Consider the following 21152-nt stretch of genomic DNA (forward strand, 5'->3'; position numbering starts at 1 on the left):
CGGCTCCCGGCTCCCGGCTCCCGGCTCCCGGCTCCCGGCTCCCGGCTCCCGGCTCCCGGCTCCCGGCTCCCGGCTCCCGGCTCCCGGCTCCCGGCTGAGTGTTTTATTGTATCCGGCACCGTGCGGAGCGCATATGAGTGGTGCGGAAATATTCTGCAATTCCCCGCCGCGGCTGCTGCTGACCGCGAGGTCGAATTTCAGATCGCACGCCTCGTCCCAAGGAATGCACGGCATTTCCCGCGCGGCGATGAATTCCCGCATTCCCCCCTCGAACGCCGACGAACCCGTGCACGTGAAATGCACCTGTATCCGCGTATCGCCCTCGAAGACGGAGAGGAGATCCAGCAGGCGGGTCGCGGAGGTGACGTTGTGGATGACGCCGAGGACGTGGTGGGTCGCGTCGATCGTGCGCCAGCGCTCCGGCCCGCCGGGCGCGGCGAGGTGCGTCTGCCCGGGTGGCACCGGCACCGCGTCCTCCCCATGACGATCGCGTCGGCCGTGGCTCTCCCCGGACGGCCCCGGCCGACGATACCTTGCGCCTGTTCGGGTGCGGGGCGGTCCCGTTCGACGGCCGGCGGATCGGTGCGGGCACGCTCGCCCGCGCGTCCGCCCTCGCCCCCCGGCAGCCGCCGTCGCCCGATGGTGGTAACCCCGTAGCGCCCCAGGAATACGACGCAGCATCGCCCTGTTGCCGCTGCCGGGGGCCCTGGACGACGAGCGGAAGAGGCAGGCACGCGATGAGCGGCAGCACGGTGGAGCTCACCAAGGACAACTTCGACGAGATCGTCTCCGACAGCGGATTCGTGCTCATCGACTTCTGGGCGGAGTGGTGCGGGCCGTGCCGGAAGTTCGCGCCCGTGTACGAAGGGGCGGCCGGGCGTCATGACGATCTGGTCTTTGCCAAGGTCGACACCGAGGCGCAGCCGGAGCTGGCCGCCGCCTTCGAGATCCAGTCGATTCCGACGCTGATGATCGTGCGGGACAACATCGCGGTGTTCGCCCAGCCCGGTGCGCTGCCGGAGGCCGCGTTGGAGGACGTCATCAAGCAGGCCCGCGCGCTCGACATGGACGAGGTCCGGGCCTCGGTCGCGCAGGCCCAGGCGGACGCGGAGGCGCAAGCGGGCGGCGAGCGGCGCGACGGTGAGTGAGCTGCTGCTGGTCCGGCACGGTGAGACCGAGTGGAGCCGTTCCGGGCGGCACACCGGGCTGACCGATCTGCCGCTGACCGAGGTCGGTGAGGGACAGGCGACGGCGCTACGGCCGCTGCTCGCGGTGCGCACGGTGTCCCTGGTGTTGGCGAGCCCGCTGGGGCGGGCCGTGCGGACCGCCGAACTGGCCGGGCTCACGGACGTACAGACCGACCCCGACCTGCGGGAATGGGACTACGGCGGCTACGAGGGCGTGACGACCCCGGAGATCCAGCGCACCCGGCCCGACTGGTACCTGTGGGACGACGGGGTGATCCCCGGGCCCGCCGAGCACCCGGGGGAGACGCTCGAAGAGGTGGGCGCACGGGCCGACCGGGTGCTGGCACGGATCGCGCCGCGCTTGGGTTCGGCGGACGGCGGCGATGTGGTGCTGGTCGCGCACGGGCACTTCCTCCGGGTGCTGACCGCTCGTAGGCTCGGGCTGCCGCCCGCGGCCGGCGCGCTGTTCCGGCTGGACACGGCCACGGTCAGCCGGATCGGCACGGAGCACGGGCGCCCGGCGCTCGTGGCCTGGAACACGCCGTCCGCCGGGGCGTCCGGAAGGTCCGGGGCATCCGGGACGCCGGGGACGTCCGGGAGCGGAGCTTCCACCGTCGCTATACCCGACGACGCTCCCGAAACCGCGTCCGAAGGGTCTCCCGGGCGTGTCGGAACCGGGGCGGGGGCCGCGTCGGCACGATGATCGGGACGTTGGGCCCGATCTTCATATGACTCGTTTGAACCGTTCTTGCAGGAGGAAGCCAGTATGGCCACGAACCGCACCGCGCACACGGTCTGGGAAGGCGAACTGCTCAAGGGCAGTGGCATCGTCACCTTCGACTCGTCCGGCATCGGCGACTACCCGGTCTCCTGGCCGTCCCGCGCCGAGCAGGCCAATGGCAGGACGAGCCCCGAGGAGCTGATCGCGGGCGCTCACTCCAGCTGCTTCTCCATGGCCCTCTCGCACGGGCTGACCGGCGCCGGCACCCCGCCGACCCGCCTGGAGACCAAGGCCGAGGTCACCTTCCAGCCGGGCGAGGGCATCACCGGCATCCACCTCACCGTGCGCGGCGAGGTGCCCGGCCTGGACGAGGACGGCTTCGTCGCGGCTGCCGAGGACGCCAAGAAGAACTGCCCGGTCAGCCAGGCGCTCACCGGCACGACGATCACGCTCTCGGCCGAGCTGGCCTGACCGCCCGTTCTCAGGAGCCGCTCCCGACCGACACCGGGACAGCCGCTTCCGGCGGCCGGGAGCGGCTCGTCACGAGGCGCGGGCACCACGGGGGCGGTGACCATCGTGCGCCCCACCGCTTCACGGCGGTGGGGTGTTCTCACCCGCCGGACGGGTCGCTCGGTGCGACGCGTTGCAGTAGTCCCCAGCTGAATTCCGCCACGTACTCCGCGCGCTCCCCGGCGGCGTCCGGTGCCGTGAACGACAGCCGCCAGCGGGTGGGGGCCGTGCCCTCCATCGGGCGCGCGGGCGGGAAGGCACGCGCCACCTCGTCCACGGTGCACGCCCAGGGCCGCAGATCACGGATCGTACGCAGCGCCGGGCCGGGCAGGCCGGGGGCGCGGACCAGCCACTCGTTCCAGACCGCGCCGCCGGGCGCGCTCAGCACCTCGAACCTCAAGTCGGGCCAGAGCGGCACGCGCCACGTCAGGGCGTCGAAGGTCAGGTCCCCCACGCGGCGCTCGGAGACCGTCTCGGGCGGACCGAGCACGGAACGGTAGCGGGCGCCCGCCGTGCGGCGGCGCGGGGAATGCAGCATGGCCTGCCAGCGGCGGTTGGCCTCGCGCATCTCCGAGCGGTCGACGCCCAGTTCACGCAGGGCGTCCTCGACCAAACCGGGCTGGTGGTCGGCCATCCGGCGCAGCAGCACGAGCTGGAACGCGAGCGGGTCGAAGGCGGGGGTGGCGGAGGGGCCGTGCGCTGAGCTCATGGGGGCATCGTCGCGCACCGCGTCCGGTCCCCGGCGTCGGTCGGGGGTCTTCGTCGCCGGGCGTGGCGATATCGCGACACCGACCGTCGGGAACCAGCCACGCTGACGGGTGATCAGTACCGGCGTCGGGCGGCCCGTCGACGGATGTCGTCGAAGCTTTACCCGCCGTCACCCCGTAGCTGGCCCGTGGGCCGCCTACGTCACGGGCCCGGCCGGTACGGTCTGGACATGACCGAAATCGACCCGCAGCGAACCGCCTTGGTGATCGTCGACCTCATGGAGCGCATCGTGGCGCTTCCGCTCGCGCCGCGCTCCGGCGACGAAGTGGCGGAGAGGTCTGTGGAGTTGGCGCGGGCGTTCCGCAAGGCGGGGGCGCCGGTCGCGGTCGTACGGGTGGAGCGGCCGGGGGTGGTGGAGCAACCACCCGGCAGTGCGCTGCTCGACGGGATCGCCGAACCGGGTGACATCGAGGTCGTCAAGGGGACCGTCGGCGCGTTCCACGGCACCGGGCTGGACGCGCGGCTGCGGGAGCGCGGGGTGCGGACGCTTGTCCTCACCGGGATCGCCACCAACCTCGGTGTGGAGTCGACCGCCCGCGCCGCCGCCGATCACGGCTATGAGCTGGTGTTCGTGGAGGACGCCATGAGCGCCCTGACCGAGGCGGAGCACCGGGCGTCGGTGACGCTCGACATGCCCCGGCTGGGCACGGTCGTCACGGCCCGCGATCTGCGCCTGACCGGCTGAGGCGGCCTTTCGCCTGGCCGGCGGGACTTCGGCTGCGGGCCGTCTTTGCCGCCTGCGGCGGCGAGCGCCCTGCGGGCGCGTCCTCATCGCCGGACGGGCTGATTTCAGCCCGTCCGGCGCTTGAGGACACAGCGCAGCAGCCCGTCCGGCGATTGAGGACACAGCACAGCAGCCCGTCCGGCGCTTGAGGACACCGCCGCGCAGGTGCGGCCCCTCAGAGGTGCGTGTACGGGTCGTCGGGGTCCTCGCCCAGCATCCGCTTGAGCAGGTCGCGCAGGACCGCGCGCTCCCGCGTCGACAGCCCCGCCAGCGGTTCGCGCGCGAAGTTCAGCGACTCGCGCAGCCGGCCGGAGACCTCCCGGCCCGTGTCGGTGGCCGCGGCGAGCTTCACCCGCCGGTCGGCGGGGTCCGGTCGGCGTTCGACCAGGTCACGGGCCTCCAGTCGGTCGATGATGCCGGTGACGTTGGACGGCTCGCACTTCAGCTGCTGCGCGATGCGGCGCATGGGCTGCGGCTCGCCGGCCAGCAGCGCCAGCACCCGCGCCTGGGCGCCGGTGAGGGAGTGCTTGGCCGCCGCCTCCTCGTACTCCTCGTGGTAGCGGGCCACGACGGTCGCGATGAGCTCGACGACTTCGAGGGTGAGGGCATCCGTTCGGGGGACCATGCGACTCAGGCTACTCCGTTGCTTGACAACATGAAATATCGAGGCGCATGGTTGTTTTAGTTGGTGAACCATTAGGAGGCTTCGTTTCATGTCCGCAACGCCCACCACCGGCCGTGAATGGCACCTCGTCGCCCGCCCGCAGGGCTGGCCGAAGCCCGAGGACTTCGCCCTCCGCGAGGTCGCGGTCCCCGAGCCCGGCGAGGGCCAGATCCTCGTCCGCAACATCCACATGTCCGTGGACCCGTACATGCGCGGAAGGATGAACGACGTCAAGTCGTACGTCCCCCCGTTCCAGCTCGACCAGCCCATGGACGGCGGCGCGATCGGTGAGGTCATCGCCTCCCGCGCCGAGGGCTTCGCGGTCGGCGACCACGTGCTGCACGGCCTCGGCTGGCGCGAGTACGCGGTCGGCGACGCCCGGCACGCCGCCAAGGTCGACCCGGACCTGGCCCCGCTCTCCACCTACCTCGGCGTGCTCGGCATGCCGGGCCTGACCGCCTACGCGGGTCTGCTGGAGGTCGCGTCCTTCAAGGAGGGCGACGCCGTCTTCGTCTCCGGCGCGGCGGGCGCGGTCGGCAGCCTCGTCGGCCAGATCGCCCGGCTCAAGGGCGCCTCGCACGTCATCGGCAGCGCGGGCTCGGACGAGAAGGTCCGGATCCTCAAGGAGGAGTACGGCTTCACCGCCGCCTTCAACTACAAGAACGGCCCCGTCGCCGAGCAGCTGAAGGAAGCCGCCCCCGACGGCATCGACGTCTACTTCGACAACGTCGGCGGCGACCACCTCGAAGCGGCCATCTCCTCCCTGAACGTGCACGGCCGCGCCGCGCTGTGCGGTGCGATCGCCCAGTACAACGCCACCGAGCCGACCCCGGGGCCGAGCAACCTCGCCCTCGTCATCGGCAAGCGGCTGCGCCTGAACGGCCTGCTCGTCTCGGACCACCAGGCGCTGCGCCCGCAGTTCATCGAGGAGGTCTCGGCCTGGGTCCGCTCCGGCGAGATCAAGTACAACGAGACGATCGTCAAGGGCATCGACCACGCCGTCGACGCCTTCCTCGGCATGCTCCGCGGCGAGAACACCGGCAAGATGATCGTCAGCTTCGACGCGTAGCCCTTGCTCGGACGGGCTTGTTGTGGCTGGCCTCGGCCACAACAAGCCCGTCCGGCGTTTGAGGACGCGCCCGCAGGGCGCTCGCCGCCGCAGGCGGCAAAAGTCAGCGCGCCCGCCGCCGGCGGCTACTCTTCCGCCATGCGAGATCTTGTAGCGGGCATGACCTACCTGGCCAAAGGCCAGCGCTGGGTGGGGCGGAACCGGAAGCAGTGGGGGTTCGGACTGCTGCCCGGGCTGATCACTCTCGTGGGATACGCGGGCGCGATGGTCGCGCTCGTCCTGTACGCGGACGACGTCGTCGACTGGGCCACGCCCTTCGCCGACGGCTGGGGCTCGCCCTGGCTCGGCCTCTTCCGCGGCGGCCTGACCGCCCTGTTCTTCGGCGGCAGCCTGCTGCTCGCGCTGATCTCCTTCACCGCCGTCACCCTGCTCGTCGGCCAGCCCTTCTACGAGTCGCTCTCCGAGAAGGTCGACCTGTCCGAGGACGGTACCGTCCACGAATCCGGGCTGCCGCTCTGGCGCGAGCTGTGGATCTCCGCCCGCGAGAGCCTCGCCGTGCTCCTCAGGGTGGCCCTCTGGGGCGTGCTGCTCTTCGCCCTCGGCTTCGTGCCCGTCATCGGGCAGACGGTCATCCCGGCGATCGGCTTCTGCGTCTCCGGGTTCTTCCTCACCGAGGAACTCACCGCCGTCGCCCTCCAGCGCCGCCGCGTCCCCCTGCGGGAGCGCCTGCGGATGCTGCGTTCCCGCAAGCTCCTCGCCCTCGGCTTCGGGGTTCCCCTCACCCTGCTCTTCCTGGTGCCGTTCGTCGCGGTGTTCGTCATGCCCGGCGCGGTCGCCGGCGCGACGCTGCTCGCCCGCGACCTCATGGGCGAGACGGCGTCGCAGGACGAGGGCGACGGGCACGACGGAGACGACGGCCGTCGGCTGTCGGACCGCGCCGTCAGCTGAGGACGTCCGCCGACACCAGCCCCGGCGCGGTGGCCGCGGCCTCGGCCAGTACGCCGCCGTCCGGTGACCACACCGCGCTGAGACCACAGGCGTCGTACGGGCCCGCAGGGCCCGTGTGGTTGGCGAGCAGGACGTGCAGGCCGTGGTCCTTCGCCAGCGCCGGGAAGATCGCCACGCGTTCCTCGGCGCCGACGCCCTTCGAGTACAGCGAACTCGCCAGCAGCACCCGGCAGCCGTCGGCCGCCGCGCGGGCCGCGAGCTCGGGGAAGTGCGTGTCGAAGCAGATGGCCAGCCCGAACGCGACACCGCCCAGCGTGAACCGGCCGTCCGCCGACCCCGGCACGAAGCCCGCGGCCCGCTCCGAATCCGTCACGTGCCGCTTGTCGTAGCGCGTGAGCAGCGCGCCCTCCGGCCCGTACACGTACGAGGTGATCGTCGGGCCCGCCGCCGAGCGCCCCGCGCAGTTGACCACCGCGGCGACCCCCGCCGCCGCGCAGGCCTGGCGGACCGGGTCCAGCCGGGGGTCGTCGGGGGCGAAGGCGAGCCGGTCCGGGTCGGCGGCTATCCGCGGCAGCTCGTAGCCGGTGACGGCCAGCTCGGGGAAGACGACGAGCGCCGCACCCCGCTCCGCCGCCTCGGTGACGAACCCGGCCATGCGCGCGACATTGGCGTCGACGTCGCACGGCCGGGCGCTGAACTGCGCCGCTGAGATGATCATGCGTCCATCATGACCGAGAGGCGCCACCCGCCGCCACGGTGAGCACGGCCCGGATCTGCGCGGTGATCGCCTGCCGGTCCCGGACGAACGAGGGGTCCGTGATCCGCCCGGTGGCGGGATCGGTGTTGCCGGTGCCGAACCGCAGCACCGGCGTGTGCAGATGGCCGCCCGGGAGGTACGGGCGCAGCGCGTCGCGCAGCAGCGTCGCCCGGTAGGCGATCTCGTTGGAGAGGTAGTCGCCCCCGCCGCCCTCGCGGGCCGACGAGCCCGGCGTCGGCCCGTCGGGCCGGTGCACGGGCGTGGTGCCGCCCGCCGGGATCTCCGTGACGGCCGTGTTGTCGTACACCGGGTACGGGCCGGTCTGCGCGGCCAGGATGGCGTCGTAGGGCAGGGTCGTCGACGTCCACTGCGGCTGCGGGTGGACGGTCGGCACGCCCGGCGGCACGGGGACGGTCTCGGTGCGGGAGGCGCCCACGTTGTCCCCGAAGCCGCCGCGCCAGGCGCCGTTGGTGTGCTCCAGGTCGAAGCGGCCGTCCCGCCCCTGGCTGATCGTCGTGAACAGGTCCGCCTCCCGCTGCCCGGACTCGAAGTGCGGCAGCAACGTGCGCTCGACGTCACCGGCGGTGAAGTCCGCCCAGCGCACCGGGAAGAGCGCCGCCTCGATCCGTGCCGGACCGGTCGCCGTGTTCACGGTCGTGCCGTCCAGGGCGAGCGCGGCGGCACCCGAGGGGTTGGAGCGCCGGATGTCGGAGTCCAGCTGGAAGGGATCGAAGCCGGTGATCACGACGCGCTTGATGCCCTGGTCGCCCCGGGGCAGCTCGATGGAGTCCTGCCCGCGCGAGCCGCGCTCGACCTTCGCGACCAGCTTCTCCACCAGAGCCGTCCGCCGCGCGTCCGTCATCGCGAACGCCGGCTTCCAGTCGCGCAGCGCCCGCGTCATGCCGAGGCGCGCCCAGTACAGCGGCCGGTCGTCGTCCCGGCTGAGGTCTCCGGAGCGCTCCGGGCCGGCCGCGCGCTCCTGCGCGCGGTCCACGGCCCGCTGCCACAACCGCCGCCCCTCGGCGGTCGCGAGCCGCTCGGCCTCCGCAGCGGTACGCGTACGCGCCAGGGCGCGGGCGAAGCCGGGCGCCACCCCGTCGAACCCCGAGCGCCGCAGGATCTCCTGCGGCACGGGGCCGGTGAGCCGCTCCTCCTCAGCGGTGGGCGGAGTGGCCGATGGCGCCGATGACGCGGCGGGAGCCGCGACGGCAGGGGTGGGCAAGAGGGCGGCGCACGCGAGCACTGCGACGCCGAACGACATCCGGGCCTTCTCAATGGGTCTCATGAGCCGGAAGGAAATCATTGTGCGTGCATGGGCGGAAGGGAAGCACCCAACACCCGTCACGTACAGTCCAGTTCAGGCCACAATGACGAGATGCGAATAGCCGAGTACGCCGCCCCGCTGTTCTCGCCCGGGAGCGGTCAAGGGACCCGTCAGTTCGCCGAGTTGGGCATCGCGCTCCTGCTCGCGTCGCTCATCGGCCTCGAACGCGAGTTACAGCAGAAAAGCGCCGGACTGCGCACGCACACCCTCGTCGGCGTGGGCAGCGCGCTGTTCATGGAGGTGTCGGCCCACGGCTTCGGCGTGACCGAGCTGGCCGGGATCCGCCAGGACCCGTCGCGGGTGGCCGCGCAGATCGTCTCCGGCATCGGCTTCATCGGCGGCGGCCTCATCTTCGTCCGCCGCGACGCGGTGCGCGGCCTGACGACGGCGGCCACGATCTGGCTGACCTGCGCCGTCGGCATGGCGTGCGGCGGCGGCCTGCCGCTGCTCGGCGCGGCGGCGACGGTGGTGCACTTCCTGGTCGTCCGCGGCTTCCCGATGATGACGCGGCGGATGACGGTGGCGCCGGTGGCGGAACAGGTGGAGCTGAGACTGTCCTACCGGACGCGCAGCGGGCTGCTGGGGCGGGTGCTGGAGCTGTGCACGAAGCGCGGCTTCCGGGTCACGGACGTACAGATCGACGCCGAGGCCGCCCCGCGCGGGGACGGCAGCCGGGAGAAGGGCCGGCACAAGGAGGCGGCCCTGGTGCTGAGCCTGGAGGGCAAGGGCTCCGCCCATCCGATCGTGGAGGAGCTGACGGACTGGGACGGCATCCGGGGCGTGGGCCTCAGCGCGCACCGGGACAGCACGGAGTGACAACGTGTTCGCGAAGCTGAGCTGTCCCGGCGGAGTCCGGCACCGCCGGCTGAGGGGGGCAGCAGGTGTGCCCGCACCGGCAACGACCCCCGGGGGGTGTTTGTCGGGAGGCGGGTGCCGGTGACGGGTGTCAGGCTGGCTTCGAAGGCATCCGCGAAGGGAACTTCCATGATCACGACAGAATTCGTCCACGGCTCCCCCTGCTGGCTCGATATCGGCGCTCCGGACGTCCCCGCCACGGCCCGCTTCTACGGTTCGGTGTTCGGCTGGGAGTTCCAGTCCTGGGGTGCGGACCCGGAAACCGGCGAATCCGGCGGCGGTTTCCGGCTGGACGGCAAGGGCGTCGGAGGCATCGGTCCGCTCACCGAGCAGGGGGCCCGCTCGGCCTGGATGATCTACTTCAAGACCGACGACGCCGATGCCACGGCCCAGGCCGTGGAGCGGCAGGGCGGCGCCGTGAGAGTGGCGCCGTTCGACGCGAACGGGTGGGGTCGGATGGCCCAGCTCACCGACCCCCAGGGCGGGCAGTTCGCCGTCTGGCAGGCGGGGGAGAAGGCCCAGGGCGGCATGGAGGTCACCGACCGGCCGGGCGCCCTGTGCTGGACCGAGCTCTACACCACCGACGCGCCCGCGGCGAAGGCCTTCTACGGTGGCCTCTTCGGCTGGACCGCCCAGGACGTGCCCCTGCCCGGCGACGGGGACGGCACGTACTCCCTCCTCACCCCGGCGGACCAGCCCGAGGAACGGATGCACGGCGGCCTCATGCAGCTCCCGGCCAAGGACCTGTCCCTGAACGGCGGCCGCCCCTACTGGCACCCCGTCTTCGCCACGGCGGACTGCGACGCCACGGTCGCCAAGGTCACCGAGAACGGCGGCAGCGTCCAGATGGGCCCGGAGGACGCGGAGGGCGTCGGCCGCCTGGCGGTCTGCCTCGACCCCAACGGCGCGGACTTCGTGGTGCTCAAGCCGAGCGGGATGTGAGCGCGGGCGCCCTCGCCCGACGCCGACGGCGTGCGGGAGGCGGCCTCGGTCGACGTTCCCGCGTCGGCGCCGCACCTTTGCTGTGGGCCCGGGACGGCGAGTGATGTCCCGGGCCCGCATTCATGCGGTGATCAGCAGGTGCGTCCGACGTAGTGTGCGCCGTCGATCTTGCTGGCCGACCCCAGCCAAGTGGTGCCGGGGACCACGCAGCGCTCGTAGTTGGGGCCCCACACCTCGACCTCGATGACGATGTGCGAGCCGTCACCGGTGCAGTGGTTGTAGAACGCGTCACTCCCCGTCTTGTAGAACCCGCAGGGGTTCAGGGCCGTGGGGGTGGCGGAGGCCGCCGAGGCCAGTCCGACGGCGAGGGCCATGGCGCCGAGGGCGGCGGTCAGAGAACGGCGAACGTTCACGGGTAACTCCTCATATGCGTACGCGATGCGGCGCCCGTGTTCCGGGCGCAGGGAGAGCGTCGCGCCCTCCGCCCCGGTCGTCGCGCGATCTCGCCCGGACGAGTGGCGGAGTCCACCGGTTCGAGTGCGAACGCGGCACTTCGGCCCGCTCAGCAGTGCCGTGCCGCGTACGCGGCTGTGTCCCGGCGTGCGGCAGGTCTGCCCACACCTTGGTGCCCTCCGTGGCCGGAGCGGGTTCGGTGATGCCCCGGCTGGAGGTCGAACTTCACGTGGCGCACCGGCTGCAACGGCAGCAAGTCTTCGAGAGGGACAGTCCGCTGGACTATGTGGGGTACATCCACGAGGCTGCGCTGCGCATGCAGTTCGGCGGTAGGAAGGTGAAATGGACCGCATCTTCTGGGAAGAGCCCTTCTGCGGAGCAGGGAACAACTGCTTCCGAATAGGCATCGACACTGATGGGAACCCCTACATCGCGGTCAGCGGGTCCGAGGACCACTACGTCACCGACACCCATGACGCATTGCGTGCGTTGATCCGCGACATCAAGGCCGGCAAAGCCGATCACCTCCTCTGAGGAGCCGCCGCCCCATGGCAGATGACATCGTCGACGCGCTCGACCTCGACACCAAGGCCCGGCTCCTGTCCGGGCAGGACATGTGGTTCCTGCCCGCCGTCCCCCGCATCGGGTTGCGTTCGATCGTCATGTCCGACGGGCCCGTCGGCGTGCGCGGTGTGCGGTGGAGCGCCGATGATCCCTCGCTCGCGCTGCCCAGTCCCACCGCGCTCGCCGCCACCTGGGACCCGGCACTCGCCCGCCGCGCGGGCCGGGTCCTCGCGGCAGAAGCACGGCGCAAGGGCGTGCACGTGCTGCTCGCGCCGACCGTCAATCTGCATCGCTCCCCGCTCGGGGGCCGGCACTTCGAGGCGTACAGCGAGGATCCGTACCTCACAGCCGCCATCGGCACCGGCTATGTGCGGGGCGTGCAGGACGGCGGGGTCGCCGCCGTGGTGAAGCACTTCGTGGCCAATGACGCCGAGACCGAGCGGTTCACCGTGAACAACAAGGTCTCCGACCTCGCCCTGCGCGAGCTGTATCTGGCCCCCTTCGAGGCCATCGTCAAAGACGCCCGTCCGTGGGGCGTCATGGCCGCGTACAACCAGGTCAACGGGGTGACCATGACCGAGCACGGCCACCTCCAGAACGACGTCCTGCGCGGCGAGTGGGGCTTCGACGGCGTGATCGTCTCCGACTGGCTCGCCGCCCGTGACACCGTGCGCGCCGCGCTCGGCGGACTCGATGTGGCGATGCCGGGGCCGGTGACGGTCTACGGTCCGGCGCTCGCCGCCGCCGTGCGGGCCGGGGACGTGCCCGAGTCGGTGGTCGACGACGCCGTGCGCCGCGTGCTGCGGCTCGCCGCCCGGGTCGGCGCCCTGGGTGATACACCTCAGGCGTGCCCGCCCGATCCAGACGACGGCATCGACCTCGCCCGCGAAATCGCCGCCCGATCCTTCGTGCTCGTACGCAACGCGCCCGTCCATGGCACGCCCGCCCTGCCCCTCGACCCCGCACGGGCTCCCCGCGTCGCGCTCCTCGGCGGCGCCGCCCGTGACGCCCGCATCCTCGGCGGCGGCTCCGCGCAGGTCTTCCCCGCCCGTGTCGTCTCGCCGCTGGACGGGCTCCGCGCCGCCCTGCCCGAGGGCGCGGTCGCCTACGCAGTCGGCGCCGAACCCGGCGACGAACTCCTCGTCGCGGGCGTGGGGTTCATGCTGCGGGCCGTGTGCCGGGACGCCGCCGGGCGGGTGCTGGGGGAGGAGCGGGTGCCCAGTGGCATGGTGCAGTGGCTCGGCGATCTGCCCGCCGGGGTCGGCTACGACGCCCTGCACACCGTCGAGGTGACCGGCACGTTCACCCCGCGCGAGAGCGGTTCGCACATCTTCGGTACGAAGGGGGTCGGTGCCTTCCGGCTCGTCGTCGGCGGGCGGACGCTCTTCGACGGGGAACAGGGCGCCGATCACGCCGATCCCTTCGAGGCGTTCCTCGGCTCGCCCGTGGAACGTGGCCGGGTCGCTCTCGAAGCGGGCGCGGCCGTCGAGGTCTCCCTCACCTGCGTCGTCGCCAAACCGGACCACGCCCCCATCGAGGCCGTCGGCTTCTGCCTTCTGCACCGCGCACCCGAGCGCGACGCGGAAGAACTGCTGGCCGAGGCGGTCGCCGTCGCGGCCTCGGCGGATGCCGTCGTCGTCGTGGTCGCCACCACCGAGCGCGTCGAAAGCGAAGGCTTTGATCGCACCACCCTCGCCCTCCCCGGCCGCCAGGACGAGCTCGTCGCCCGGGTGGCCGCCGTCAACCCCCGCACCGTCGTGGTCGTCAACTCCGGCGCACCCGTGGAGCTGCCGTGGCGCGACGACGTCGCCGCCGTGCTGCTCGGCTGGTTCCCCGGCCAGGAGGCGGGCGGGGCCCTGGCGGACGTGCTTCTGGGCGCGCGCGAGCCCGGCGGCCGCCTGCCCACCACCTGGCCGGTACGGCTCGCGGACGCGCCGGTGACGCGGGTCGTCCCGGTGGACGGTGAACTCGCTTATGCGGAAGGCGTGTTCATCGGCTACCGTGCGTGGGAGAAGGCGCGGGCGGCCCCCGCCTACGCCTTCGGTCACGGCCTGGGCTACACCGACTGGTCGTACGAGACCCTTGATATCGACATAGGCGACATAGGCGCTACTGCCACGGCCCGCGTCCGCGTCCGCAACACCGGCAGTCGCCCCGGCCGCGAGGTCGTCCAGATCTATCTGGCCGTCCCGCCCGGTGACAGGGCCGGGCGTCCGGCCCGGCGGCTGGCCGGCTTCGCCTCCGTCGAGGCCAGGCCCGGTGAGACGGCGGAGGCGGTCGTCGCGCTGGATCCCCGGGCCTTCGAGGTCTGGGACGACGAGGCGGCCGGCCGGCGCCGGATCCCCGGCACCTACACCGCCGAGGCCGGCCGCAGCATCGCCGACCGCCGGCTGACCGCACCGGTCACGGTGGGGTAAGAGACCGGGGCGGGGCCACCTGACAGGCCCCGCCCCTCCTCACCGCGCGGTGATCGTGCGGTACGCCATGTCGGCCAGCGTCCGCTGTCCCCTCCTGTTGGGGTGGAACCAGTCCCACTGGCTCAACTCCTCGCCGGTGAAGGCGTAACCGCTGACCGCGGTGTCGAAGCGGCACAGCTTGTCCCGCGCACAGGCGGTCTTGAGCACGTGGTTGTACGCGGCGACCCGCTTGGCCACCTGGTCGCGGCGGTCCACGGCGGCCGCGTCCACCGCCTCGGAGTCGCCGAGCATCGACGGGCAGATGCCCAGCTTCCAGACCGTCTTGGCATAGCCGTTCGTCCGCCCCTGCGACCACAGCCGCTTGAGGTCCGGCACGCCCGCCACGTACACCTGTGCTTTGGGCAGGGAACGGCGGAGCTCCTTGAGGGAGGACTCGAAGTCCTCCTGGAACCGCTCCACCGGCGTCATATCGGCCACATTCTTGCGGCAGGCGTCATTGGCCCCGAGCAGCACCGTCACGAGCTGCGGCTTCCGCGCTATCGCCGACCGCATCTGCGCGGGCAGGTCCGCCATCCGCGCGCCCGTCCTCGCGTAGTTCCAACTGCTCGTCTGCGGGTACGGCAGCAGCCGTTGGGCCAGGCTGTTCACGGTGGTGCCGGTGGCCCAGGAGGCCTCGGGGCAGTCGGCGAGCACGGAGCAGGCGTCGAAACCGCGGGTGATGGAGTCGCCGAGCGAGGCCATCGACGCGGGGTGGGCGTTCCAGGCGGGCTCGGGTGCGGCGCTGGGCTTCGCGGCCGCCTTGGCCGAGCCACTGTTCGTCCCGTCGTCGCAGCCCGCGACGAGGAGTGCGGCCGAGAGCGCCGCCACCGCGGCCCGTACCATCCGGGGCCGCCGCCCCGTGCTGCTGCGCATCGTGTTTCCCCCATCCGGCCGGGTGGTATCTGTCCTGGATCGACGGTACGTCACCCTGCGGGGCTCGTTCTTGCCGCCTCTCGCCCGACCGGCGGGTCTTTGACTGCCGACCGCTGTGCCGCCTGCGGCGGCGAGCGCCCTGCGGGCGCGTCCTCAAACTCCCCCAGCTACCGCTGGGAGGTGCCCCCAGACGGGCTGGTTTCGGCTGAGCTCAGCCGAAACCAGCCCGTCCGGCGTTTGAGGACACCGCCGCGCAGCGGTGGTGCGCATCGTGATCCGCCGGACAGGCTCTGGCAACACGTCATCCCCTGTCCCTTTTCAGGAGAATTGCTCCTGATGGTGTTTACTGTTGGTAACCTCGTGGGCTGGTACGGGAGTGGTGCGCGAGGCCGCTGGGGAAGGTGAACCTCGAACCGCACTGGAGGTCCCGGTGACGACACGTGGAGTTCTGTACGTCCACTCCGCGCCCCGCGCGCTGTGCCCGCACGTCGAATGGGCCGTCGCGGGCGTGCTCGGTGTGCGCGTCACCCTCGACTGGGTCCGACAACCCGCCGCGCCCGGCACCTGGCGCGCCGAGTTCTCCTGGCAGGGCGAGATCGGCACCGCCTCCAAGCTCGCCTCCGCGCTGCGCGGCTGGCATCTGCTGCGCTTCGAGGTGACCGCCGAGCCCTGCGCCACGGCGGAGGGCGAGCGCTACAGCTCCACCCCCGACCTGGGCATCTTCCACGCCGTCACCGGCATCCACGGCGACATCCTGATCCCCGAGGACCGGCTGCGGGCGGCGCTGGCCCGCGCGGTACGGGGGGAGACCGAGCTGGCGGCCGAGGTGGCGAAGCTGCTCGGCAAGCCCTGGGACGACGAGCTGGAACCTTTCCGCTACGCGGGCGAGGGCGCTCCCGTCCGGTGGCTGCACCAGGTCGTCTGAGCCACGTCCGAGCCACACGATCGAACGTCCGTCTGTCACTGTTTGAGTGAACCCGGCTACATTTCCCCCGTGATCCACCCAGGATCCATGCCATTCACGGGGGGTAGTGGTGAGTTTCGTACGCGTGGCCAAGGCGGTGGCGATCGGCTCGGGGGGCTTGCTGTTCGGGTGGGGCGTGCTGTTCTTCTTCCTCAATATGGGCGGCCGTTCCTACTGCCCCGGCGGAGCCTGCGCGACCGGCAGGGACGCCGCGCTCGGCCTCTCCGTCACGTTCCTCGTCGTCGGCCTCGCCGCCCTGATCGCCTCGCTCGCCATCGCGGCGAACACGGAGTCGTGGCGCAAGCGGAGCCGGTTCGCCTTCGCCGTCGGCGGGCTGGTCGTGGGGCTGCTGCCCGGCTGGCTCTGGCACGACTCGCTCATCGGCCAGCGGGTGCGGCTGGACTGGCACGCGCCCGCCGACCGCCCCGAAGCCGTTCGCGGCGTCGGCAATTGGAGCGTCGGCAGCACCGTCGTCCGGGCCCGTACCGACGGCCTCACCGCGTACGCCGGGCGTGACGGCCAGGTGCGGTGGGAGCTGACCGCCCCCGTCCGGGAGTCCGTCTGCGCCATGAGTGCCCGCACCAGCAAGGGCACCGGCCTGGTCGCCTTCAGCGGATACCTCAAGCCGTGTACGACCCTCGCGCTCGTGAACCTCTCCACCGGCAAGAGCGTGTGGCAGCAGAAGATCAAGGGTGACGAGTCGTTCCCGGTCGCGACGGACGGGCGGATCGCCCTCGCCGACGGCACGGCCGTCGTCCTGGAGGAGGAAGCCGTGCGCGGCCTCGGCGCGGAGGACGGCAAGCAGCGGTGGAAGCGCCCGGTGCCGCACGACTGCCAGGCCGTGACCGTCGAAGCCTCCGCGGCCCGGCTGCTGCTCGTCGAGCAGTGCCGCAAGGGCCGTGTCGGCGACATCACCATGCGGCTGACGTCGCTGGACGCCCGTACGGGCAAGGAGCGGTGGAGCAGCCCGCTGCCCGTGAAGTCGGGCTACGCGTCGCTGTACACGGTGTCGGTCGAGCCGGCCGTCATCGCACTCAAGGAGCGGGACGAGCGCGGCACCGCCGCCGTGCTGTCCTTCGACGACAAGGGCCGCACCCGGGCGACCGTCCCGTTCTCCGGCCGCACGGAGACCCTGGCCATCGGCAACGGGGGTTTCAAGGCCAGGCCCGCGCTGACCGCCCTCGTCGTCGGCGACACCCTCGTCACGGCGGCGAAGGACCCGGGCGAGAACCTCTACGCGCGGCGGGTCAGTGGCTACTCCCTCGCCGACGGTCGCCGGCTGTGGAGCAAGAAGTACGGATCGGGCAAGGTGTACTCGGACGAGGTCGAGGCGCTCGCGATGCGGCCCGGCGGACCGCTGGTCGTCCTGACGAAGAGCCTCACCGACGGCACCGTCCGCCCCCTCGACCCCCGCACCGGACGTCAGGCCGGGGACATCGAGCCGGTGAGCGGACGGGACGACCTGGTGGGAAGGACCGGGGCGGAGCTGCTGCCCGACGCCGATCGCGGCTACGTCGTCGTCAACCACGACGGCACCGACGACGCCCCGCCCGTCTGGGGCGCCTCGCGCTGAGCCGCCGGGCCGGCGGGCCACCGGATCGGGGGAACGCGAAGGGCCGCCCGGTCGGATGACCGGGCGGCCCTTCGTCAGGTGTTGACGAGCGGTGATCAGACCGAGCGGAGCGCGAGGACCACGTTGTGGCCGCCGAAACCGAAGGAGTTGTTGATCGCCGCGATGGAGCCCTCGGGGAGGGGGCGGGGCTCGCCACGGACGACGTCCGCGTCGATGTCCTCGTCCATCTCCTCGATGTTGATGGTCGGCGGCGCCATCCGGTGGTACAGGGCGAGGACGGTCGCGACCGTCTCGATGCCGCCGGCGCCACCGAGCAGGTGACCGGTCATCGACTTCGTCGCGGAGATCGCGACGTGGTCGAGGTCGTCACCGAGGATCTTGCGGAGCGCCTTGACCTCGGCCGCGTCACCCTGCGGGGTGGACGTGGCGTGCGCGTTGAGGTGGACGACCTCCGACGGCTTCAGGTCGGTGGAGTCCAGCAGGTTCTGCAGGGCTGCGGCGATGCCGCGGCCCGTCGGCTCGGGCTGCGCGATGTGGTGGCTGTCCGCGGACAGACCCTGGCCCAGCACCTCGCAGTAGACCCGGGCGCCGCGCTTCGCGGCGTGCTCGGCCGACTCCAGGATGACGACGCCCGCGCCCTCGCCGAGGACGAAGCCGTCACGGCCCTTGTCGTACGGGCGGGAGGCCTTCTCGGGCTCGTCGTTGTTCTTCGACATCGCCATCATGTTGGCGAACGCCACGATGGGGAGGGGGTGGATGGCCGCCTCGGTGCCGCCGGCGACGACCACGTCGGCACGGCCGGTGCGGATCATCTCGACGGCGTAGCCGATCGCCTCGGCGCCGGACGCGCAGGCGCTGACCGGGGTGTGCACACCCGCCTGGGCGCCCACCTCCAGGCCGACGTTGGCGGACGGGCTGTTGGGCATCAGCATCGGCACGGTGTGCGGGGAGACGCGGCGGACGCCCTTCTCCTTGAGCACGTCGTACTGGTCGAGCAGGGTGGTCACGCCGCCGATGCCGGAGGCGATGACCGTGCCGAGACGCTCGGGGGCGATGGAGGCGTCGTCACCGGCCTTGGCGGTGAAGCCCGCGTCGGCCCACGCCTCACGCGCGGCGATCAGCGCGAACTGCGCCGACCGGTCCAGCTTGCGGGTGAGCGGGCGGGGCAGGACGTCCTCGGGGTCGACGGCCACCCGGGCGGCGATACGGACCGGAAGGTCGGCGAAGCGCTCACCCACCAGGGGCTTGACGCCGGAACGCCCGGCGAGCAGCCCTTCCCAGGTCGATGCGCTGTCGCCACCCAGCGGTGTGGTTGCGCCGATACCGGTGACGACCACGGTGCGATTGGTCGAGTTCACAGGAATTCTGTCTCCACGTGTAGAGGTGCTGGAACCGCCACCGCCGGGGTGGCGACGAACGCTTGGATCAGTCCTGGTGCTTCAGGATGTAGTCGGCAGCGTCACCGACGGTCTTGAGGTGCTTGACGTCCTCGTCGGGGATCTTCACGTCGAAGCGCTCCTCGGCGGCGACGACGACCTCGACCATGGACAGCGAGTCGACGTCCAGGTCGTCGGTGAAGGACTTGTCCAGCTGGACGTCCTCGACGGGGATGCCGGCGATCTCGTTGACGATCTCCGCGAGACCCTTGAGGATCTCTTCCTGAGTGGCGGCCATGATGGCGCTCCTTCGATATTGCGGTGGAACTGCGATGTGAGAACTGCGTATGTGGTGAGGGACCGCGACGGCCGGTGGAAGCCGGTCCGGCGCGGAACTCGCCTAGGGGAGGGTAACGACCGTGGCGGCGTACACGAGACCCGCCCCGAACCCGATGACGAGCGCGGTGTCCCCGCTCTTCGCCGCCCCTGTCGCCAGGAGCCGCTCCATGGCCAGCGGAATGGAGGCCGCGGAGGTGTTGCCCGTGGTCTCCACGTCACGGGCGACCGTGACGGTGTCCGGCAGCTTCAGCGTCTTGACCATCGAGTCGATGATCCGCATGTTGGCCTGGTGCGGGATGAAGACGTCCAGGTCCTCCGGGCTGACACCGGCCTCGTCCAGCGCCTGCTGGGCGACCTTCGCCATCTCGAAGACGGCCCAGCGGAAGACCGCCTGGCCCTCCTGGGTGAGCGCGGGGAAGCGTACCTCGGTCTCCTCGCGGTAGGCGTCCCAGGCGATGGTCTGCTTGATGGTGTCGGCCTTGTCGCCCTCCGAACCCCACACGGTCGGACCGATCGCCGGCTCCTTCGAGGGGCCGACGACGACGGCGCCCGCGCCGTCACCGAACAGGAAGGCCGTGGAACGGTCCTCCAGATCGGTCAGGTCCGAGAGCCGCTCGACACCGATGACCAGCACGTATTCGGCGCTGCCGTCGGTGACCATGCCCTTGGCGAGGGTCAGGCCGTAGCCGAAGCCCGCGCAGCCGGCGGAGATGTCGAACGCGGCGGGCTTGCCCGCCCCGATCTTGTGCGCGATCTCGGTCGCGATCGCCGGGGTCTGCTTGAAGTGCGACACCGTCGAGACGATCACGCCGCCGATCTGCTCGGGGTCGATCCCGGCGTTGGCGATGGCCTTGCCCGCGGCCTCGACCGACATCGCGGCCACGGTCTCCTCCGGGCCCGCCCAGTGACGGGTGGCGATGCCGGAGCGCGAGCGGATCCACTCGTCGGACGAGTCGATGTGCTTGAGGATCTCCTCGTTGGGCACCACCCGGACCGGCCGGTAGCCGCCGACGCCGAGGATGCGCGCGTACGGAGTGCCCTTGGCGGGCTTGATCTTCGCGGTCATACTCTCGGGCTCCTTATTCGGCCGGGGTCTCGGCGGCGGCGGTGTGCTCGGCGATCAGCGCACGGGCGGCGTCGAGGTCGTCCGGGGTCTTGAGAGCGAGAGTCTTCACACCGGGCAGGGCACGCTTGGCGAGGCCCACGAGGGTGCCGCCCGGGGCAACCTCGATGATCGCCGTGACGCCCAGCTCCTTGAAGGTATCCATGCACAGGTCCCAGCGGACCGGGTTGGCCACCTGGCCCACGAGCCGGGAGACGACCTCCTGGCCGGTGGCAACGGCCTGGCCGTCCTTGTTGGAGACGTAGACCGTGTGCGGATCGGTGACGGTCAGCTCCGAGACCGCCGACTCCAGTGCGGTGACGGCCGGGGCCATGTGCGGCGTGTGGAAAGCGCCGGCCACCTTCAGCGGGACGACCCGCCGGGTGCCCTCGGGCTTGTCCTCGGCCAGCGCCGCCAGCTGCTCCAGGGTGCCGGCGGCCACGATCTGGCCCGCGCCGTTGACGTTCGCGGGGATCAGGCCGAGCTTCTCCAGATGCGGCAGGACCACCTCGGGCTCACCGCCCAGCAGGGCCGACATGCCGGTCCCGGCGGCCGTCGCCGCCTGGGCCATGGCCAGACCGCGGCGGCGTACGAGCGTCATGGCGGCCTGCTCGGACAGCACGCCGGTGAGCGCCGCGGCGGCCAGCTCGCCGACGCTGTGGCCGGCGGCGGCGCCGACGAGGCGCGCGAAGTCCTCGGACTTCGGGAACAGCTGACCCGCGGAGACCAGGGCCGCCGCGACCAGCAGCGGCTGGGCCACCGCGGTGTCGCGGATCTCGTCCGCGTCGGCGTTCGTGCCGTAGTGGACCAGGTCCAGGTCGATGGCAGCCGACCACTCCCGGAGGCGGTCTTCAATACCGGGGAGGTCGAGCCAGGGGGTCAGGAAGCCGGGCGTCTGAGCGCCCTGGCCGGGAGCGACGAGTACGAGCACCCTCACACTCTCTCTCGTGGACGGCATCGGCCACCCGTGGGGACAGGGACGA

General features: G+C 71.8%; 21 protein-coding genes and 3 pseudogenes. 13 read left to right on the top strand and 11 right to left on the bottom strand.

The features are described from left to right. Positions 1-468, bottom strand: a pseudogene (locus ACZ53N_RS10240) (hypothetical protein); the annotation flags it as partial. A 269-nt stretch (positions 469-737) separates the two neighbouring features. On the opposite strand from ACZ53N_RS10240, the gene trxA reads away from it, so the two are divergent. The 3 genes and pseudogenes from trxA to ACZ53N_RS10255 all read left to right on the top strand — a co-directional run bounded on the left by trxA (position 738) and on the right by ACZ53N_RS10255 (position 2379). Next, positions 738-1148 carry a thioredoxin gene (gene trxA, locus ACZ53N_RS10245; RefSeq protein ID WP_469140464.1) on the top strand — a complete coding sequence of 137 codons (411 nt, stop codon included), beginning with the start codon at positions 738-740 and terminating at the stop codon, positions 1146-1148. Further along, positions 1141-1734 (top strand): annotated as a pseudogene (locus ACZ53N_RS10250) (histidine phosphatase family protein); the annotation flags it as partial. The gene trxA and the pseudogene ACZ53N_RS10250, both read left to right, overlap by 8 nt. A gap of 219 nt (positions 1735-1953) precedes the next feature. Then, positions 1954-2379, top strand: a complete 426-nt coding sequence (locus ACZ53N_RS10255) for an OsmC family protein (RefSeq protein WP_469140465.1) — start codon at positions 1954-1956, stop codon at positions 2377-2379. 139 nt (positions 2380-2518) lie between these two features. Here the strand turns inward: ACZ53N_RS10255 and ACZ53N_RS10260 are convergent, their stop codons facing one another. Beyond that, a complete protein-coding gene (locus tag ACZ53N_RS10260) occupies positions 2519-3127 on the bottom strand; it encodes a hypothetical protein (RefSeq protein WP_469140466.1) in 609 nt (202 codons plus the stop codon). 228 nt (positions 3128-3355) lie between these two features. On the opposite strand from ACZ53N_RS10260, the gene ACZ53N_RS10265 reads away from it, so the two are divergent. Further along, positions 3356-3871 (top strand): isochorismatase family protein, encoded by a 516-nt coding sequence (locus ACZ53N_RS10265; RefSeq protein ID WP_469140467.1) that lies wholly within the window; start codon positions 3356-3358, stop codon positions 3869-3871. A 214-nt stretch (positions 3872-4085) separates the two neighbouring features. On the opposite strand, the gene ACZ53N_RS10270 is transcribed toward ACZ53N_RS10265, so the two are convergent. Further along, positions 4086-4535, bottom strand: coding sequence for a MarR family winged helix-turn-helix transcriptional regulator (locus tag ACZ53N_RS10270; protein WP_469140468.1), 450 nt, complete (start codon positions 4533-4535; stop codon positions 4086-4088). An 88-nt stretch (positions 4536-4623) separates the two neighbouring features. On the opposite strand from ACZ53N_RS10270, the gene ACZ53N_RS10275 reads away from it, so the two are divergent. Both ACZ53N_RS10275 and ACZ53N_RS10280 read left to right on the top strand, forming a co-directional pair. Then, positions 4624-5643 carry an NADP-dependent oxidoreductase gene (locus ACZ53N_RS10275; protein ID WP_469140469.1) on the top strand — a complete coding sequence of 340 codons (1020 nt, stop codon included), beginning with the start codon at positions 4624-4626 and terminating at the stop codon, positions 5641-5643. 138 nt (positions 5644-5781) lie between these two features. After that, positions 5782-6591: an EI24 domain-containing protein gene (locus tag ACZ53N_RS10280; protein ID WP_469140470.1), complete on the top strand. Its 810-nt coding sequence runs from the start codon at positions 5782-5784 to the stop codon at positions 6589-6591. On the opposite strand, the gene ACZ53N_RS10285 is transcribed toward ACZ53N_RS10280, so the two are convergent. Continuing rightward, positions 6584-7309 carry a carbon-nitrogen hydrolase family protein gene (locus ACZ53N_RS10285; RefSeq protein WP_469140471.1) on the bottom strand — a complete coding sequence of 242 codons (726 nt, stop codon included), beginning with the start codon at positions 7307-7309 and terminating at the stop codon, positions 6584-6586. The genes ACZ53N_RS10280 and ACZ53N_RS10285 overlap by 8 nt on opposite strands. Before the next feature lie 7 nt (positions 7310-7316). Next, on the bottom strand, positions 7317-8633 hold the full coding sequence (locus ACZ53N_RS10290; RefSeq protein WP_469140472.1) for a pyroglutamyl peptidase: 1317 nt from the start codon (positions 8631-8633) through the stop codon (positions 7317-7319). 96 nt (positions 8634-8729) lie between these two features. Between ACZ53N_RS10290 and ACZ53N_RS10295 the strand changes: the two genes are divergently transcribed. Together ACZ53N_RS10295 and ACZ53N_RS10300 are read left to right on the top strand one after the other, a co-directional pair. Continuing rightward, positions 8730-9488 (top strand): MgtC/SapB family protein, encoded by a 759-nt coding sequence (locus tag ACZ53N_RS10295; protein WP_469140531.1) that lies wholly within the window; start codon positions 8730-8732, stop codon positions 9486-9488. A 168-nt stretch (positions 9489-9656) separates the two neighbouring features. Further along, positions 9657-10469 carry a VOC family protein gene (locus tag ACZ53N_RS10300; RefSeq protein WP_469140473.1) on the top strand — a complete coding sequence of 271 codons (813 nt, stop codon included), beginning with the start codon at positions 9657-9659 and terminating at the stop codon, positions 10467-10469. 131 nt (positions 10470-10600) lie between these two features. Here ACZ53N_RS10300 and ACZ53N_RS10305 read toward each other — a convergent pair whose 3' ends face one another. After that, positions 10601-10882, bottom strand: a complete 282-nt coding sequence (locus tag ACZ53N_RS10305) for a DUF6355 family natural product biosynthesis protein (RefSeq protein ID WP_469140474.1) — start codon at positions 10880-10882, stop codon at positions 10601-10603. 242 nt (positions 10883-11124) lie between these two features. Between ACZ53N_RS10305 and ACZ53N_RS10310 the strand changes: the two are divergent. The 3 genes and pseudogenes from ACZ53N_RS10310 to ACZ53N_RS10320 form a co-directional block, all read left to right on the top strand. Then, positions 11125-11262, top strand: a pseudogene (locus ACZ53N_RS10310) (Scr1 family TA system antitoxin-like transcriptional regulator); the annotation flags it as partial. 2 nt (positions 11263-11264) lie between these two features. After that, complete coding sequence (locus tag ACZ53N_RS10315; protein ID WP_469140475.1) at positions 11265-11456, top strand: hypothetical protein; 192 nt, start codon at positions 11265-11267, stop codon at positions 11454-11456. 14 nt (positions 11457-11470) lie between these two features. Next, positions 11471-13903 (top strand): glycoside hydrolase family 3 protein, encoded by a 2433-nt coding sequence (locus tag ACZ53N_RS10320; protein WP_469140476.1) that lies wholly within the window; start codon positions 11471-11473, stop codon positions 13901-13903. Positions 13904-13942: 39 nt separating this feature from the next. Here the strand turns inward: ACZ53N_RS10320 and ACZ53N_RS10325 are convergent, their stop codons facing one another. Next, complete coding sequence (locus tag ACZ53N_RS10325) at positions 13943-14815, bottom strand: GDSL-type esterase/lipase family protein (protein ID WP_469140477.1); 873 nt, start codon at positions 14813-14815, stop codon at positions 13943-13945. Positions 14816-15245: 430 nt separating this feature from the next. Between ACZ53N_RS10325 and ACZ53N_RS10330 the strand changes: the two genes are divergently transcribed. Further along, entirely contained in the window at positions 15246-15740 is a 495-nt protein-coding gene (locus ACZ53N_RS10330) for a DUF3145 domain-containing protein (protein ID WP_469140478.1), read from the top strand. Positions 15741-15849: 109 nt separating this feature from the next. Next, positions 15850-17352, top strand: coding sequence for an outer membrane protein assembly factor BamB family protein (locus ACZ53N_RS10335; protein ID WP_469140479.1), 1503 nt, complete (start codon positions 15850-15852; stop codon positions 17350-17352). Positions 17353-17447: 95 nt separating this feature from the next. On the opposite strand, the gene fabF is transcribed toward ACZ53N_RS10335, so the two are convergent. The 4 genes from fabF to ACZ53N_RS10355 form a co-directional block, all read right to left on the bottom strand. After that, entirely contained in the window at positions 17448-18710 is a 1263-nt protein-coding gene (gene fabF / locus ACZ53N_RS10340) for a beta-ketoacyl-ACP synthase II (RefSeq protein WP_130877606.1), read from the bottom strand. A gap of 67 nt (positions 18711-18777) precedes the next feature. Next, positions 18778-19026, bottom strand: coding sequence for an acyl carrier protein (locus ACZ53N_RS10345; RefSeq protein ID WP_130877605.1), 249 nt, complete (start codon positions 19024-19026; stop codon positions 18778-18780). A 102-nt stretch (positions 19027-19128) separates the two neighbouring features. Next, a complete protein-coding gene (locus ACZ53N_RS10350) occupies positions 19129-20133 on the bottom strand; it encodes a beta-ketoacyl-ACP synthase 3 (protein ID WP_469140480.1) in 1005 nt (334 codons plus the stop codon). Positions 20134-20146: 13 nt separating this feature from the next. Continuing rightward, entirely contained in the window at positions 20147-21100 is a 954-nt protein-coding gene (locus tag ACZ53N_RS10355) for an ACP S-malonyltransferase (RefSeq protein ID WP_469140481.1), read from the bottom strand. Between the last annotated feature and the right edge of the window lie 52 nt (positions 21101-21152).

It is taken from the genome of Streptomyces sp. NPDC033229, assembly GCF_055576875.1.